Raw genomic sequence first — 14,720 nt, forward strand, 5'->3', positions numbered from 1 at the left:
TTCATGAACTTTATGATTTTTAGTCACCTTAAGTCCCTTAATGAAGATTAAGTGCGTTAAATATCTTTAACGAAATGTTAACGATACATTTCCTCCTCTGGGCGAGGAAGTAGTCCGTCACAGACCTGACACAATTCTAATAACACAGGCATTCCCACAGGGAATGGCAGACTGCAATACAGGAGGCATTGATGCCTAGATTGACCTTACTTGCCGCGGCAACCGCTGTGGCTTTTACTGGTTTTGCGAATGCGCAAGACTTAACGCCACAAGAGCTTCAAGCACAACTCACCCAATTGACTCAAGAAGTTAACCAGCTAAAACAACAGCAGGCAGCGAATGCCACTGTGACTCCATCTAAGCCTAGCGCGCCAGCTTTTGAGATAGGTGGTCGCATTCAACTCGATTACAACCTCTTCAATGGTGCCTATAACGCCGAACATAACGGCAGTAGCGCGCAGGATATTTTCCCCCGCCGAGTCCGAACCTTTGTTGAAGGCGAATTACAGGATTGGGATTACAAGCTGTTGCTTGAATTTGCTGAAAATACCGCTGAAATCGTCATGGCTCGGATGCGTTATTCGGGTTTTGAGAATGGCCCTAAACTGCAATTTGGTAAGTTGCGTGAGGATATCAGCCTCGATGCGCTCACCAGCAGTAATCACATTGCACTGATCGAACGTTCTAGCCTCGCCGATACTATGTCGCCGTACTTCCGCTGGGGTGTTTCTGCCTATCAATATTTCCCAAGCACAGGTTTACGTTACGCCTTGGGTGTTTATAAAAACGATGCCTTTGGAAGCGATGGCAAAGATGAAACCGATGATTTGAATTATGCCCTTAGCTCGCGAGTGACTTGGTCACAGGCCAAAGAACCGGGCCAAGTGTTACATGCGGGCTTGTGGTACTCAGCACGTCAAATGGGCGGCGATGACTTGTCTGCCAGCTTTGCCCGCGGCGAACTGCGCGAGACTAATACTCGCCTGATTAACTATGTCGCCGGTGGTGAAACCGCAGCGATTGATAATCTAAACCAAGCGGGTTTAGAGCTGGCATTTCAACATAATGCTTTGTTGTTGCAGGGCGAATACGCCCAGCGCAGTTTAAACACCCAAGATCCTCAGTCAGTGCTCGATGGTGAGCGTTATCAGGCGTATTACCTGCAGGCGAGTTATTTCTTAACGGGCGAACAGCGCAGCTATTCCAAGGGCAGCGCGGTGTTTTCTCAGCCTAAGGGCGTAACCGATGCATGGGAATTGGCGGCACGTTTTTCTAGCGTGGATGCGAGCTCCGACTTCCAAGGTACTAAAGCTCAGACCTATACCTTAGGCGTGTCTTACTACTTCAATCCAAAAATCAAAGTGATGGCTAACTACATCCATTCTTCCGTCGATGGCGCTGGCACGATTGCCTTAGTCGGCAATGAAGATGTGGGTGATGCCTTTGCTGCCCGTTTGCAATACGTGTTTTAGGAGTAATGAATCATGTTGAAAATGAAATCTTTAGTCATGAGTGCGCTGTTACTGAGTGTCTCTGGCATGGCGAGTGCTGATATCCACTTTATCATTCCTGGCGGTCCAGGCGGTGGTTGGGATACTACGGCGCGCGGCGTCGGTGAAGCCTTAGTGAAGTCGAAAATTGATGGTAATGCCTCTTTTGAGAACCTCTCGGGCGGCGGTGGCGGTCGTGCGATTGCCTCTATGATCAAATCGAAAAACAAACAGGGTGATATTTTACTGGTTAACTCGACTCCGATTGTGCTCCGTGCACTTTCTGGGCAAATCCCGTTTAGTTATCGTGATTTAACGCCGGTTGCTGGCATAGTCGCCGATTACGGTGCCTTTGTGGTGCGTAACGATTCACCGTTGAAAACCTGGGACGATGTGTTGGCGGCCTTTAAGGCGGATCCACAAAGATTCAATATCGCTGGCGGCTCGGCGCGCGGCAGTATGGATCACTTAGTTGCGGCGCAAGCGATTGCGGCGGCGGGCTTAGATGGCGGTCGTTTACGTTATGTTCCCTACGATGCGGGTGGTCAAGCTAAGGCTGGCTTACTTTCGGGCGAAGTCGATTTATTGTCGACGGGATTCAGTGAAGCGTTAGAAATTGCAGGCAGTGGTCAAGGGCGGATCCTTGCTATGACGGCACCTGAAATCGTTGCCGAGCATCCAGAGGTTCCGACGATTAAATCCCTCGGTTATGACATGACGTTTACTAACTGGCGCGGCTTTTTTGCGGCACCCGATACGCCTAAAGCCAAAGTTGATGAGTATGTGGCCAAGTTTGCGGCGCTGATTAAGACGCCAGAATGGGAACAAGTGCGTGCCCGTAATGGTTGGATCAATTTGTTTGAACCCCAAGCCGAATTCATTAAGTCATTGGAAGCACAGGAGCAACAGCTTAAAGCCACTATGTTGCAACTGGGCTTTATTAAGTAAGGAGTGACAGATGTTGAATCGTGATCTGATTGGTTCCTTGCTATTTGTCGCCGTGTTTACCGGATATGGCGTGCTGGCATGGCAAATTCCCTTATTGCCGTTTGAAGAATTTGAAGTCGTGACGTCTTCCACTATGCCGAAGATTTATGCTGCCATGGGGCTGATGTTTAGTCTGTTCTCTCTGGTTGCCGTCTTGCTGAAAGGAAACACGGTTCAACAGCGGGGGGCGCTGCTGACAAAAGCCGCCTTACAACAAACCGCGGCGCTGATTGTGCTGATGGTCTTGTATGCCGCCGGACTCGAACCGTTGGGGTTTGTTGTCGCTACCTTATTGTTTTTGGTCGCTGGATTTTGGTTGATGGGAGAGCGCCGCTTTAAGATTTTGCTGCTCGCCTCTGTGCCCGTGGTGTTGGTGTTCTGGGTGTTGATGACGCAAGTCTTAGGTATTTACTTGGCCTCAGGTTCTCTTTGGAGTTAACTATGTTCGATGCAATGTTTATTGGTCTATCGACCGCGTTTGAATTGCAAAACCTCATGTATGTGGTCTTAGGCTGCTTGGTCGGCACAGTGATCGGTATGCTGCCGGGATTAGGGCCGATCACAGCGATCGCCTTGATGATCCCTGTGACTTACAGCATTGGCCCCAGCTCAGGCATGATCTTAATGGCGGGCGTGTACTACGGCGCTATTTTTGGTGGGTCGACTTCATCAATTCTGATCAACGCCCCGGGCGTGGCAGGAACGGTTGCGACGTCATTCGATGGTTATCCGATGGCGCAAAAAGGCATGGCAGGTAAGGCATTAGCGATTGCGGCCTATGCTTCGTTTACCGGCGGCACTATCGGCGCCATTATGTTGATGGTCGCGGCGCCATTATTAGCGCAAGTATCACTGAGCTTTCAATCGGGCGATTATGTGGTCTTGATGTTCCTCGGTTTGACGGCCATTGCGGCGTTTTCGAATCGTGGCGACTTCCTCAAGGCCATGATGATGACTCACTTAGGTTTGTTACTCTCGTCTGTGGGGATCGATCCTTTCTCGGGGATGGAACGCTTCACCTTCGGTCAGCCTGATTTACTCGATGGCATCAGTTTTCTGTTAATCGCCATGGCGACTTTTGCCCTCTCGGAAGCCTTAATGAATGTGATTAAGCCGCCTAAGTCGACCGAAAACATCAACTTTTCGGCGCAGCCGATTGGCAGCACTCGCTTAACCAAAGAGGAAGTGAAAGAGATAGCGCCTGTGATTGGTCGCTCGTCGATTTTCGGTTTTTTGATTGGGGTATTACCGGGCGCAGGCGCAACGATTGCCAGCTTTATGGCCTACGGCACTGAGCGTAATTTATCCCGCGGCGCGAAACGCGATGAGTTTGGTAAGGGCTCGATTCGCGGTGTTGCGGCGCCTGAGTCGGCTAACAATGCGGCCTGTACTGGCTCATTTGTCCCGTTATTGACCTTAGGTATTCCGGGGTCGGGTACCACGGCCATCATGCTCGGTGCATTGATCGCTTATGGTATTCAACCTGGCCCTATGTTGATGCAAGAGCGTCCAGACGTGTTTTGGTCTGTGATTATCTCTATGTATTTTGGCAATATTATTCTGCTGGTGCTGAATTTACCGCTGATCCCTTATTTTGCCAAAGTGCTGGCTTTGCCTAAGTCGATTCTGACTGTGATGATCCTGTTCTTCAGTTTGATTGGGGTGTATTTAGTCTCATTTAATACCTTCGATCTGTTCTTGATGATAGGTTTTGCGATTGTCGCTGTGGTGCTACGTTTGCTGGCATTCCCAATGGCGCCGCTGCTACTGGGCTTCATCCTTGGGGATATGATTGAGCGTAACTTCCGCCGTGCTATGATCGCCTCCGATGGTTCTTTGAGCTTCCTGTGGGAACGCCCGCTGACACTGACTATCTTGATTGTGGCAATTGCGATGCTGGCTGTGCCATTGATCGGTTTTATTCGTAGTCATCGTAGTGATAAATTGGCGAAAGCCTCTTAATGTAAAGGTACGCTAATGAGACGCCCTAAGCGCTTAGAAACGTGGTTAATCAGTGGGGTGACTTGCCTGAGTTTGTTGCTGTGCGCCTTATTTGGCGGCATCAGCTATCAAATTTTGAGTCGCAGTATTACTGAGCAATCGGGAGCTAAGGCATTAGGGCTGGCCCATGCGGTCGCGACACGGACCGATGTGATTACCGCTTTGAAAACGGGGCATTCGAGTCCCCAATTACTGGCCGCGATAGAAGGAATACGTCTAGCGTCTAAGGCCGATTTTATCGTGGTGGGCGATACTCATAAATACCGTATCGTGCACCCAGATTCAGATAAAATTGGCAAGAAGATGGAGGGCGGTGATAGCCAAGCGGCATTAGAAGGGGAGTCTTATATCTCCGAGGCGCAGGGCAGTTTAGGTCGCTCTATTCGTGGTAAAGTGCCAGTGCTTGACGAGCAAGGCCAGATTATCGGCTTGGTTTCCGTGGGCTTTTTGAGCCAGTCCGTGGGCGCGTTAATCGATAAACGTATTCCTGAAATTATCATGACAGTCCTAGGGGTGTTATTGATGGGCGTGCTGGTGGCTTTTTGGATGGGACGGCAAGTGCGGGAGATGTTGTTCGGCTTGCAACCTGCTGAAATTGGCCGTTTATTCGTCGAGCAGGACGCGATTCTTAACACAGTGCGAATGGGCGTGGTGGCAATGGATGCCGATGGCCGTATCCGCAAGTTGAACCAAAGGGCGCGGGAGATTTTAGCTTTATCTCCGACCTGCCAACCTAATACTCTGATGTTGAGTGATTTATTGCCGCAGCACGCCGACTTTCTACTGACGAACCAAAACAAAACCATCAGGGGATTCGAGTTATTTGCCAATGAGCAATGGCTGGTGATGTCGCGGGTGCCGTTTCAGGTACGGGATCAAAATGATGGCTTACTACTGACGATGCGCCCAGCCGATGAAATTGAGCGCTTGAGCCAACAACTGGCCAAAGTGCAAGAGTTCGCCGAAATGCTCAGAGTGCAAACCCATGATTACTCGAATAAACTGCATACTCTAGGCGCCTTGTTGCAACTCAAAGCCTACGACAAAGCGGTCGAATTTATCGGCCAAGAAAGCCAAGGTTGGCAGGCTCAAATCCATTTATTACTGTCGCAAATCCATGAGCCGACGATAGCCGGATTACTCTTGGGTAAGTACCACAAGGCGAAAGAGCTGAATATTGAGTTTCAAATCAGCCCAGATAGTCAACTTAGCGATGTGCAAGACGCCATTATGCTTGAGCGGATGGTGTCGATTATGGGCAACCTTATCGATAATGCCATTGAGGCCGTGCACAGGGCGAACAATCATAAGCCCCGCCGCGTGGTCGTAACTTTAGATGAAACCGCCTCTAACCTGATTTTTGATGTGGAAGACAGCGGCGATGGGATTTCTAAAACCGAGTACAGCACGATATTCGATCCAGATTACAGCTCTAAGCAAGGGACGCAGCATGGAGTGGGCATGTATATCGTCAATACCTACCTGTGTGCCTGCCATGGCAGCTTAGAGTTCGCCGACTCAGATTTAGGTGGCGCGCGTTTTTCTGTGTATATTCCCACTAAACCTTTACCTGAAGTAGGTACCGTTTAATGCATACCGTCATGATTGTTGCGGACCAAGTTGTGTGTGTTGCTGAGTTAACCGCACCGTATTTGTTTCCTGAACTTCTGCCTGAAGTAGGTATTGTTTAATGCATACAGTGATCATCGTCGAGGATGAAGTCGAAGTCGCCCATTTGGTTGCGCAATATTTGTTCTCGACTAATCGTTATAAAGTGATTGGCATGGCCAGCGATATCAGTACGGCGCGATCTTTATTGGGCGCCATCACGCCGGACCTCTTACTGTTAGACGTGTATTTACCCGACGGTAATGGTTTGAATTTACTAGCAGAATTACGCAGCCAAGGGATCCGCAGCGAAGTGGTATTGCTCACTGCGGCCAAGGAAGTGCAGATTTTAGAAAAAGCCATGCTGCTGGGGGTGTTCGATTTTTTGGTGAAACCTGTACTCTTGAGCCGGTTAGACCAAGCTTTGAGTCGATTTGAGAGTCGCCAGCTCAAACTTTCTGCCACAGAAGAGCTGACTCAATCCGTGGTCGATGCCTTTATGGAAGTGCCGACAGGGACGACCAAGGCTGCCGCTCGTTTGCCGAAGGGGGTCGATCAATTGACCCTACAGAAAATCCGTGAAGTGTTTGATGCTAAGCCGCAAGATAAACTCACGGCGCAAATGGTGGGTGAAAAGCTAGGCGTTAGCCGTTCTACTGCGCGGCGTTATTTAGAATTTTTGTTGGAATGCAATGAGCTGGCGGCGGATCAGAGTTATGGTTCCATCGGCCGCCCCGAACGTTGCTACCACAGAGTGCGCTAGTCTTCTGTTCAGCTTTTGCTTTTCTACTTTAAGAAGTTAGTCCACCTTGATCCTTTCAAGCTGCCACTCTGGCAGCTTAGAGGTTAAGTCTGGGATTATTTTATCGATATCGCCCCGCAAGATAATCAATGGCTCACCGCTAAACGCCCCGTTGGCTAACTGTTGCAGCCTTTTTGGCGTTAGCGCCTGCAACTCGGCATTTAGCTTTTGCACATCAACTTGAGTTAATCCTGTCGCAACTTGTTGGAGATATTGGTTTTCACGCTGAATGCTGTTGTCTTGGCTGAGTAAATCCTCACCTATCAAATAGGTTTTAAGTGCATTGATTTCGCCTTGGCTGGCACTTTGGGTTTTAACGAGCGCGAGGTGATCAAGTATGCCCACCACAAACGCACCCGTATGTTCTATGGCTGTACTGCCGTAAAACTTGATGCTACTGGACAGCGGTGCATTGGCACATTGACCGTAAATGCCATAGGTGAGGCCGCGCTTTTCCCGCAAATCATAATAGAGTCTGCCCGAAAAACTGCGTCCCATCAGCGCGGATAAACTGCGACAGCTTAAGGCGACTTCCTGTGAACTGAGTTGACTCGTCTCGGACATATCGCCTAACTCACTATCAATGGTATGACCTATGGCATGATTTATGGGATGGTCTATGCGATAGTCTATGCGATAGCCTAGGCGGACTTGAGTTTGCACACTTCCCGGCGCATCGATAAGGTAAATCTTTTGGGTTTGCTTAGGTGTGGTTGTTTCTCGCTTATCTGCTTGCGGTGACGATTTAGACAAGGATTTAGGTAAGGATGTCGTCAACAGAGGCCACAGTTTTATGCTGGCTTGAAGATCAAATTTGGCGTTTTTAGCCTGCATATTGGGTAGAAACAGATGCCACTGTGCTTGCGATGCCGCCTGCTGCTGGATCTGTTGCAGCTGCTTTAGGTTAAGTGAATCGAACAGTGCATCATTATTGAGTACTTTATTGTAGGGATGTTCAGGTCCGAGCAATTTCTCGCGCCACAGTTTATCTATCTCTGCGCCACTAAAGGCATTCAAGTGCTTATTGAGCTTGAGTTGACGGCGAATATTGTCAATATCGACGGGGGCGGTTGTCGCATCAACAAAGGTATTTGGCTGCCAAAATTGCACTAGCAAACCGTAGATATGATTAACATCGTCAGGGCAGGTGAGGCTTAGATTTATGCTATGCAAGCTGACGCGAATACTGAAGGTCTCAAGGCAGGGATCTGCGAGATGAATGGCCAGTGCGCGGGCTTTCTCTTGCAAGGCAATCTGTAAAATATCGGGATTATTGAAGGGAGCCTGCGGACTTATCGCCGCTAAACTGACCCTGTTGCTTAGACTATTACTGCTTAGATCATGAGTTCTTTGCACTGAAGCAAGTCTATGTAACTGATAGGGTAAATCCAACTCGGTATGCACTTCATCGCTAAACATTGGATCCGTTGCGGGGATGATGACACCGCTTTCGGGTAAATGATTGTCTAGTGGATAGGGTATTTCAAAGCTGGCTAAGCTTGGCGGTTCAGTCGGCGTAAAGACTATTTGTGTTTGCTGGCAGGCGCTCAGTAATAACGCCATAACGCAGCACAATAAGCTTTGTAGTTGTTTAGGTCGTCTATGAGTTACAGGAGTTAGGTTCATCATAATACCGCATCCTCTAGGCTGTCGCTCATATCACCAGGCAGCCATTCCAGCAGCGTTTTTCCCCAGCGAATATACCAAGGTGGCAGTAGGTCGACCCGTACATAGTTTTGAGTAAAATACTGTTTTGCGACTCTTTGGATATCGCCTGCCGTGACAGCATTGATCCGCAGCCACTGCGCGCTAAAGGGATGGTCTTTATCTTGAACTGAGGTCGCCGAAAGCTGCGTGGCTAATGCTTGGGTGTCACTGAGTTGTTGTAATCGATTGTTTAACCACACTTGTTTAAGTGTGCACAGGCTGGTTTCATCCAGAGTCTCTTGTTGCGTTTGTGCGACAAGCCCCAGCACTTTTTCCACTAAGGCATCGAGTGAAGTGCGAGCGCGTGGAACTAAGACAATATTGGCAATCCCATGATTTTCTAGCTCAAAGGGCAGGGAATAGCTGAGCATCTGCGCGGGATTATGCTGGCTGAGTTTCGCGATTGCACTGGCGGTATTTTGAAATAAATAGCCTTCGAGCAGTTGAATCGCTGCCGCATCGGGATGATTTTTACCTACGGTATGCCAAGCGAGCAGTAATCCAGGCCAAGGTCCGCGCTCATCGACTAACTCAGCATGCACTTGTTTAGGCTGGATGTTCAGCTCAGTGAATCTAGGCTTAGTCGTCGCTGGTTTAGGCCAAGTCGCCAAATCTTGCTCAATCCATTGCAGGGTTTGTGGGCTTAACTTGCCGACAAGGGAAAGCTGCATCGCGTCGGGGCGATAATAAGCACGGTGAAAGGCGGTGAGACTTTCAGGTGTGGCTTGCAAGATATCTTCGCGACTACCAATAATACCGTGACCATAGGGCGTGCCTTGCACTTGATCGAGTAAGAACGCCATCGCGCTGCGGACATAGGGCTGATTATCTATGGTTTGCGCCATTTCCTGCAGTACGGTTTCCTGCTGATTTTTAACGGTAGTGGCATTAAGGCTTGGACGGATAAAGCGGTCGGCTTCGAGATACAGCCCCAGTTCTAATGCTGGGCTTGGCAGCGTCACATAGTAATTGGTGTAGTCAAAATGTGTGCTGGCATTAAAACGTGCACCTAAGGCACTGAGCTGCTGGGCATAGGTATCGCCGGGGGCATTTTCGCTGCCCTTAAATAACATGTGCTCAAACAGATGGGCATAACCGCTTTGGCCCTCAGCTTCGTTGCGGGCGCCTAAATTAAATTGGCTGGCGATTGTGACTGTCTGTTTATCAGCCATGGGCAGTAACCGCACCGTCAAGCCATTTTCGAGTGTGTAGGTTTTTAGGTTCGCTTCGAGCGCGTATAAGGCTTGTGCATCATACTCGGCGTTGCATTGTGCCAGCAGCGTATTGCTAAAAGCACTGGTCGCAAGGGCGATAAAAAAGGCGATGTGAGTTTTCATAAGTGCATCCTGCCGAGCATATTTTTTGAATTCGTTAAATAACTCATCGAAGCTGAATGCCGTTACCAAGTGGCGATTAACCCATCAACAGGTATCGATACCGATTGCGATGTGGTTAGCGACTGCTCGGATTTCATCGAAATCAGTTGAATAGCATTCAGTTTTTAAAAAGAACTGCTATGATGGCACAGTTCTTTTTCTGGCATAAGTACAAGATATGGTAAGCAGATCCCCGTTCGAATCCTTTCAGTGGAAAAGCGATATTTTTAACTGTGAAAGCACTGATATTGATAATTTTTATCTGCTGCTTGAGCAGGAAATGACCCGTTTGGGCATGGTTGAAAAGAATTTGGGTGAAGTCGGTAAATACAAGGTTAGCTTGTATCAGTCTCCCGCCGCTAAGTCAGGCTTACCTTCTTTATTGATCAGCGCAGGATTTCATGGCGAAGAATCTGCTGGCCCTTGGGGTTTGCTGCATTTTTTGAGTGAAGCTTCAGCAGACCTATTTGAACGGGTGAACTTGAGTTTATTGCCCCTCGTTAATCCAACCGGATTCAGCCGCGGCCATAGATTTAACAAATACGGTGAAAATCCAAATCGCGGTTTTGTATTTGAGAATGGTAAACCTAAAGCCAACGAACATACGTCGGTGGAAGGTAAGTTGTTGTTAGATCATGCGCAGTTACTGATTGCCGCTTGCCGTGACGGTATTTTAACTTGCCACGAAGATGTCTTGAGCCGTGAAGCCTATGTGTATTCTTTTGAGCCAAGCCAAGTGCCAGGACGCTTTAGCCTCGATTTGCGCGATACCTTAGGCGGTTATTTCCCGATTGCTGTGGATGGCGAGATTGATGCGTGTCCTGTGAAGGATGGCTTGATCTTCAATCACTTCGATACGTCGTTTGAAGCGTGTTTAGTGCGAAGTGGTGCCCGTGTCGGTGCTTGTACCGAAACACCAGCGCTGCAAAACTTCGATCAACGCGTATTGGCAAACAGTGCTGCTATGACTCACTTCTTAGCCCTGTGTGCACCTTTATGTGATTGATCTTGTTATTCTATTAGGTGTTTAATCATCTAATAAATGACAAAAAAATACCCGCTAATAGCGGGTATTTTTTTAGGTGATATTTGCCAGTGAATTATTGGTTAATTCGCATCGGTACACCGGTACGTTCATCGAGCAGCTTTTTGATCACAGAAGAATTTGTGTCAGCTTTAGCGATAAACTTGGCGATATCTCTAGGTAATGAAATCGCGACTGGCTCATTGGATTCAAACTCAGCCACAGTGCGAGACAGAGGTTGATGCACGGCTAAGTAGCGCTTACCGTCTGGCTCTTCAGTTGCTTTAATCGGCTGGTTCACGAATTGTACGCGGGTGCCCACAGGTACAGTCTTGAATAGATGCTCGATATCTTCATGGCGTAAACGCACACAACCTTGGCTCACACGTAAACCGATACCGAAACTCGCGTTAGTACCGTGAATCGCATACAAATTACCGATATACAGCGCATACAGTCCCATAGGGTTGTCTGGACCCGCTGGCCATACTGCTGGCAGGATTTCACCCTTAGCAGCATATTCTTTACGAATGCGTGGTGTCGGTGTCCAAGTTGGATTGGCACGCTTACGTTGTACTGAGGTTACCCAGTTTTCTGGCGTGTCTTTACCAATCTGGCCAATACCAATAGGCAGGACTTCAACTGTCTTTTTGCCTTTTGGATAGTAGTACAAACGCATTTCAGCCACGTTGATCACTATGCCTTCACGGGGAGCGTTAGGCAGGATCAGTTGTAATGGAATTAACAGTTGGCTACCTGGCTTTGGCAGAAATGGATCTACACCTGGGTTAGCTTCGAGTAAGTTACTGAGACCGAGCTGGTATTTGGCAGCAATATCTTCGAGAGTGTGTTTACCCTCTGGAACCGTATAATACTGGTTCTCGCCAATTAGCCTGCTTTGGGCGGCTGGTAAAGGATATTCCGTTGCTAAAGCGGACAGACTAGGGAAAACCAAAGTCAATAATAAAGCTGTGGTGCGAAGCATACTCATAAGCGGATACTACGATTCCTGTTAATAAAAAAGCGTGTTTAACGCAGCTTTCTCTGTTAAAACGAGAGCGGCAATTTGACGAGCAAAATGCACTGGCGCGCGAAGCTCGCATCCTTCCTTATTTTGGACATTATTTCAACTGAAATATGATCCGTACAGCGTATTTATCGCTTAATTTTTGTTTTAACGGTTTTCATCGGCGACTGAGATTGTCAGTATTTCGGCTTATCATTAAACCCTGTGCCTGCTTTATTGTTCTATGTGCTGCAAATCCCTGATCTAAGCTGCTGTGTTGCAACGCTTCTATGGTGATCGCTCCGTCTAAAATATTGGCGTTATGCACAGTGTCTTCTTTGATAGCGAATTAAGGGGGGCTGAATTGATGGGTTTCGCGAAAACAGCGTTTACGAGACTTTTTTAAAGTACTTTTCTAACGGGGTGATGCTCAACCTGACAAAGTCCGCCTAGCTGAGCCGATTGTCGGATAAATGGAGTGAAAACAATTGGCTTGAGGGTGATGTTCGAATATTCGCCGTTTCAGTCGACATTGTTTTGTCTGGTACTGAATTCACTATGATAACCCTAGTTTATACAGGTTTATGAGCTTAATTTTGCTTGAATGATTTAAGTTTACGTTTAGTTTGTTATTTTTAACTGTCTGATATTTATTTATTTTAATTTTTATAAGTCGTGTGAAAATGTTCTGCGGTTCTTTAGGTTTTACGTTAGCCTTTATCTCAAGGTTAATGAAAAGTTACATTTATGGCGTTTTCTATGTAGATGATTGAAATTTAATATTTAACGCTCCAATAATTCGCTATTTTTGTGCTAATATAAAATCATAAAATTGTAAGTTGAGTCATTTTTAACCTCGGTGATTTGTCTATCGTTTAACTAAACAACCTGTATAAGGAGGCGTTTGTGGATGCAAATTCCATCAATAGTTTTTTTCTGATTGGCGCCTTGCTAACTGCAGTGAGTGTTTTACTCAGTCCCATGTCTTCCCGTTTGGGTATCCCTATTCTTTTGATCTTCCTCGCCGTGGGTATTTTGGCCGGTGAAGATGGCCCTGGCGGAATATTGTTTGATGATTATTCCACCGCTTATTTAGTCAGTAACTTAGCGTTAGCGATCATCTTACTCGATGGTGGAATGCGTACCCGTGTCGCCAGTTTTAGGGTGGCGCTGTGGCCTGCTTTATCGCTAGCGACCTTTGGCGTCGCTATCACAACCAGTATCACTGGCATGATGGCCGCATGGCTGTTTGACTTGCATTGGTTGCAAGGTTTGCTGGTGGGCGCGATTGTGGGCTCGACCGATGCCGCCGCAGTATTCTCCTTATTGAAAGGGCGCAGTCTCAACGAGCGGGTTGGGGCAACCTTAGAAATCGAGTCCGGTAGTAACGACCCTATGGCGGTGTTTTTAACCGTGACGCTGATTGCGATTCTCGCCAATGTGGACACTGAGATGTCCTTCAGCTTTATGTTTATCAGCTTTATTAAGCAATTTGGTCTGGGTATTTGCTTAGGTTTAGGCGGCGGCTGGATGCTGTGGAAGCTGGTTAATTTGAGCAAATTAGCCGACGGCCTGTACTCTATTTTAGTCTTAAGCGGTGGTCTGATTATTTATGCTGCGTCTAACAAACTCGGCGGCAGTGGCATTTTATCGATTTACTTAGTCGGGCTTTTCCTCGGCAATAAGCCGACCCGTGGTCGCCATGCGATTTTAAACGTACTGGATGGCATGACTTGGGTCAGCCAAATCGGTATGTTCTTGGTATTAGGGTTATTGCTTACCCCTTCAGATTTAGTCGATATCCTGATCCCAGGTTTTGCACTGGCATTTGGGATGATTCTATTCGCTCGTCCTGTCGCTGTGTGGATCAGCCTATTGCCCTTTAAGAGCTTCAGCAGTCGCGACCGCTGGTTTATTTCGTGGGTAGGACTACGCGGCGCAGTGCCTATCATCTTGGCGGTGTTCCCTATGATGGCGGGCTTACCGGGCGCTCAGTTGTACTTCAACTTAGCCTTCTTCGTCGTATTAGTATCGTTACTGGTTCAAGGTGCGTCTTTGACCACTGCGGCGCGTTTAGCTAAGGTGGAACTGCCCCCAAAGCCGTTGCCCGTTTCGCGTTCGGGAATTGAAATTTACCCGAGCAGCGAATGGGAAGTGTTTGTCTATCGTTTGAGTGAAAGTAAGTGGTGCATTGGTGAGCCGCTAAAACGCTTAGCTATGCCTGATGGAACACGGATTGCGGCGGTATTTAGGAATGACACTTTACTGCATCCGTCGGGCAGTACTCGCCTCGAAGCGGGAGATATACTCTGTGTGCTGGGTCAGGAGAAAAGTTTAGAAGCCTTGAGTAACCTCTTTAGCCAAGCGCCAGAAAATAAAGAAGTACAACGTTTCTTCGGTGATTTCTTTATTGAAACAGACGTTAAGCTTGCAGATCTCGCACCAATTTATGGCTTGAGTTTAGATAATCTCGCCGATGATATGACAGTCGCCGATCTGGTGGTGTCACAGCTTGGCGCTAATCCTGTGCTGGGCGATCAGTTCCAATGGCAGTCGTTGCATTGGGTGGTGGCGGGGCTGTATGAAGGTAAAGTCACTAACGTCGGTATTCGTTTACCGACCGAGCATTCGCTGTAATCCCATGCGCTAGATGCTTCTTGCCATAGAGAGCTGTCATAGAGTTGAAGTTGAAAGTTGTCATCGACAATTGTAATCGAAA

At 47.8% G+C, this 14,720-nt stretch carries 11 protein-coding genes; 8 read left to right on the forward strand and 3 right to left on the reverse strand.

Annotated elements, in window-relative coordinates; genetic code table 11:
• The first annotated feature begins 191 nt into the window (after positions 1-191).
• From OX890_RS06315 to OX890_RS06340, 6 genes are all read left to right on the forward strand, one after another.
• Positions 192-1,472 (forward strand): OprO/OprP family phosphate-selective porin, encoded by a 1,281-nt coding sequence (locus OX890_RS06315; protein ID WP_259576517.1) that lies wholly within the window; start codon positions 192-194, stop codon positions 1,470-1,472.
• Between the two features lie 12 nt (positions 1,473-1,484).
• Positions 1,485-2,438, forward strand: coding sequence for a tripartite tricarboxylate transporter substrate binding protein (locus OX890_RS06320; protein WP_259574594.1), 954 nt, complete (start codon positions 1,485-1,487; stop codon positions 2,436-2,438).
• A gap of 10 nt (positions 2,439-2,448) precedes the next feature.
• Positions 2,449-2,916 carry a tripartite tricarboxylate transporter TctB family protein gene (locus OX890_RS06325; protein ID WP_006082912.1) on the forward strand — a complete coding sequence of 156 codons (468 nt, stop codon included), beginning with the start codon at positions 2,449-2,451 and terminating at the stop codon, positions 2,914-2,916.
• Positions 2,917-2,918: 2 nt separating this feature from the next.
• Positions 2,919-4,439 (forward strand): tripartite tricarboxylate transporter permease, encoded by a 1,521-nt coding sequence (locus OX890_RS06330; protein WP_011623841.1) that lies wholly within the window; start codon positions 2,919-2,921, stop codon positions 4,437-4,439.
• Between the two features lie 15 nt (positions 4,440-4,454).
• A complete protein-coding gene (locus tag OX890_RS06335) occupies positions 4,455-6,068 on the forward strand; it encodes an ATP-binding protein (RefSeq protein ID WP_268650273.1) in 1,614 nt (537 codons plus the stop codon).
• Between the two features lie 100 nt (positions 6,069-6,168).
• On the forward strand, positions 6,169-6,849 hold the full coding sequence (locus OX890_RS06340) for a response regulator (RefSeq protein ID WP_268650274.1): 681 nt from the start codon (positions 6,169-6,171) through the stop codon (positions 6,847-6,849).
• 36 nt (positions 6,850-6,885) lie between these two features.
• Here the strand turns inward: OX890_RS06340 and OX890_RS06345 are convergent, their stop codons facing one another.
• Both OX890_RS06345 and OX890_RS06350 read right to left on the reverse strand, forming a co-directional pair.
• Positions 6,886-8,517: a M16 family metallopeptidase gene (locus OX890_RS06345; RefSeq protein ID WP_268650275.1), complete on the reverse strand. Its 1,632-nt coding sequence runs from the start codon at positions 8,515-8,517 to the stop codon at positions 6,886-6,888.
• Positions 8,514-9,932, reverse strand: coding sequence for a M16 family metallopeptidase (locus tag OX890_RS06350; protein WP_259581837.1), 1,419 nt, complete (start codon positions 9,930-9,932; stop codon positions 8,514-8,516). Before OX890_RS06350 ends, OX890_RS06345 begins: the two co-directional genes overlap by 4 nt.
• Positions 9,933-10,149: 217 nt before the next feature.
• Here OX890_RS06350 and OX890_RS06355 point away from each other — a divergent pair, with 217 nt between their 5' ends.
• The gene (locus OX890_RS06355; protein WP_006082905.1) at positions 10,150-10,977 is read left to right on the forward strand and encodes an N-acetyl-ornithine deacetylase; all 828 of its coding nucleotides are present in this window, start codon (positions 10,150-10,152) and stop codon (positions 10,975-10,977) included.
• A 94-nt stretch (positions 10,978-11,071) separates the two neighbouring features.
• On the opposite strand, the gene OX890_RS06360 is transcribed toward OX890_RS06355, so the two are convergent.
• Positions 11,072-11,986: a L,D-transpeptidase family protein gene (locus tag OX890_RS06360; RefSeq protein ID WP_006085940.1), complete on the reverse strand. Its 915-nt coding sequence runs from the start codon at positions 11,984-11,986 to the stop codon at positions 11,072-11,074.
• Positions 11,987-12,907: 921 nt separating this feature from the next.
• On the opposite strand from OX890_RS06360, the gene OX890_RS06365 reads away from it, so the two are divergent.
• Entirely contained in the window at positions 12,908-14,638 is a 1,731-nt protein-coding gene (locus OX890_RS06365; RefSeq protein WP_268650276.1) for a potassium/proton antiporter, read from the forward strand.
• The last annotated feature ends 82 nt before the right edge of the window (positions 14,639-14,720 follow it).

It is taken from the genome of Shewanella sp. DAU305 (assembly GCF_026802235.1).
Lineage (GTDB): Bacteria > Pseudomonadota > Gammaproteobacteria > Enterobacterales > Shewanellaceae > Shewanella > Shewanella baltica.

Excerpts from the sequence above, each read along its gene's own strand:
- OX890_RS06330 (WP_011623841.1), top strand. The coding sequence starts at position 2,919 with ATGTTCGATGCAATGTTTATTGGTCTATCGACCGCGTTTGAATTGCAA.
- OX890_RS06320 (WP_259574594.1), top strand. The coding sequence starts at position 1,485 with ATGTTGAAAATGAAATCTTTAGTCATGAGTGCGCTGTTACTGAGTGTC.
- OX890_RS06360 (WP_006085940.1), bottom strand. The coding sequence starts at position 11,986 with ATGAGTATGCTTCGCACCACAGCTTTATTATTGACTTTGGTTTTCCCT.
- OX890_RS06355 (WP_006082905.1), top strand. The coding sequence starts at position 10,150 with ATGGTAAGCAGATCCCCGTTCGAATCCTTTCAGTGGAAAAGCGATATT.
- OX890_RS06350 (WP_259581837.1), bottom strand. The coding sequence starts at position 9,932 with ATGAAAACTCACATCGCCTTTTTTATCGCCCTTGCGACCAGTGCTTTT.
- OX890_RS06335 (WP_268650273.1), top strand. The coding sequence starts at position 4,455 with ATGAGACGCCCTAAGCGCTTAGAAACGTGGTTAATCAGTGGGGTGACT.
- OX890_RS06315 (WP_259576517.1), top strand. The coding sequence starts at position 192 with ATGCCTAGATTGACCTTACTTGCCGCGGCAACCGCTGTGGCTTTTACT.
- OX890_RS06340 (WP_268650274.1), top strand. The coding sequence starts at position 6,169 with ATGCATACAGTGATCATCGTCGAGGATGAAGTCGAAGTCGCCCATTTG.
- OX890_RS06325 (WP_006082912.1), top strand. The coding sequence starts at position 2,449 with ATGTTGAATCGTGATCTGATTGGTTCCTTGCTATTTGTCGCCGTGTTT.
- OX890_RS06345 (WP_268650275.1), bottom strand. The coding sequence starts at position 8,517 with ATGATGAACCTAACTCCTGTAACTCATAGACGACCTAAACAACTACAA.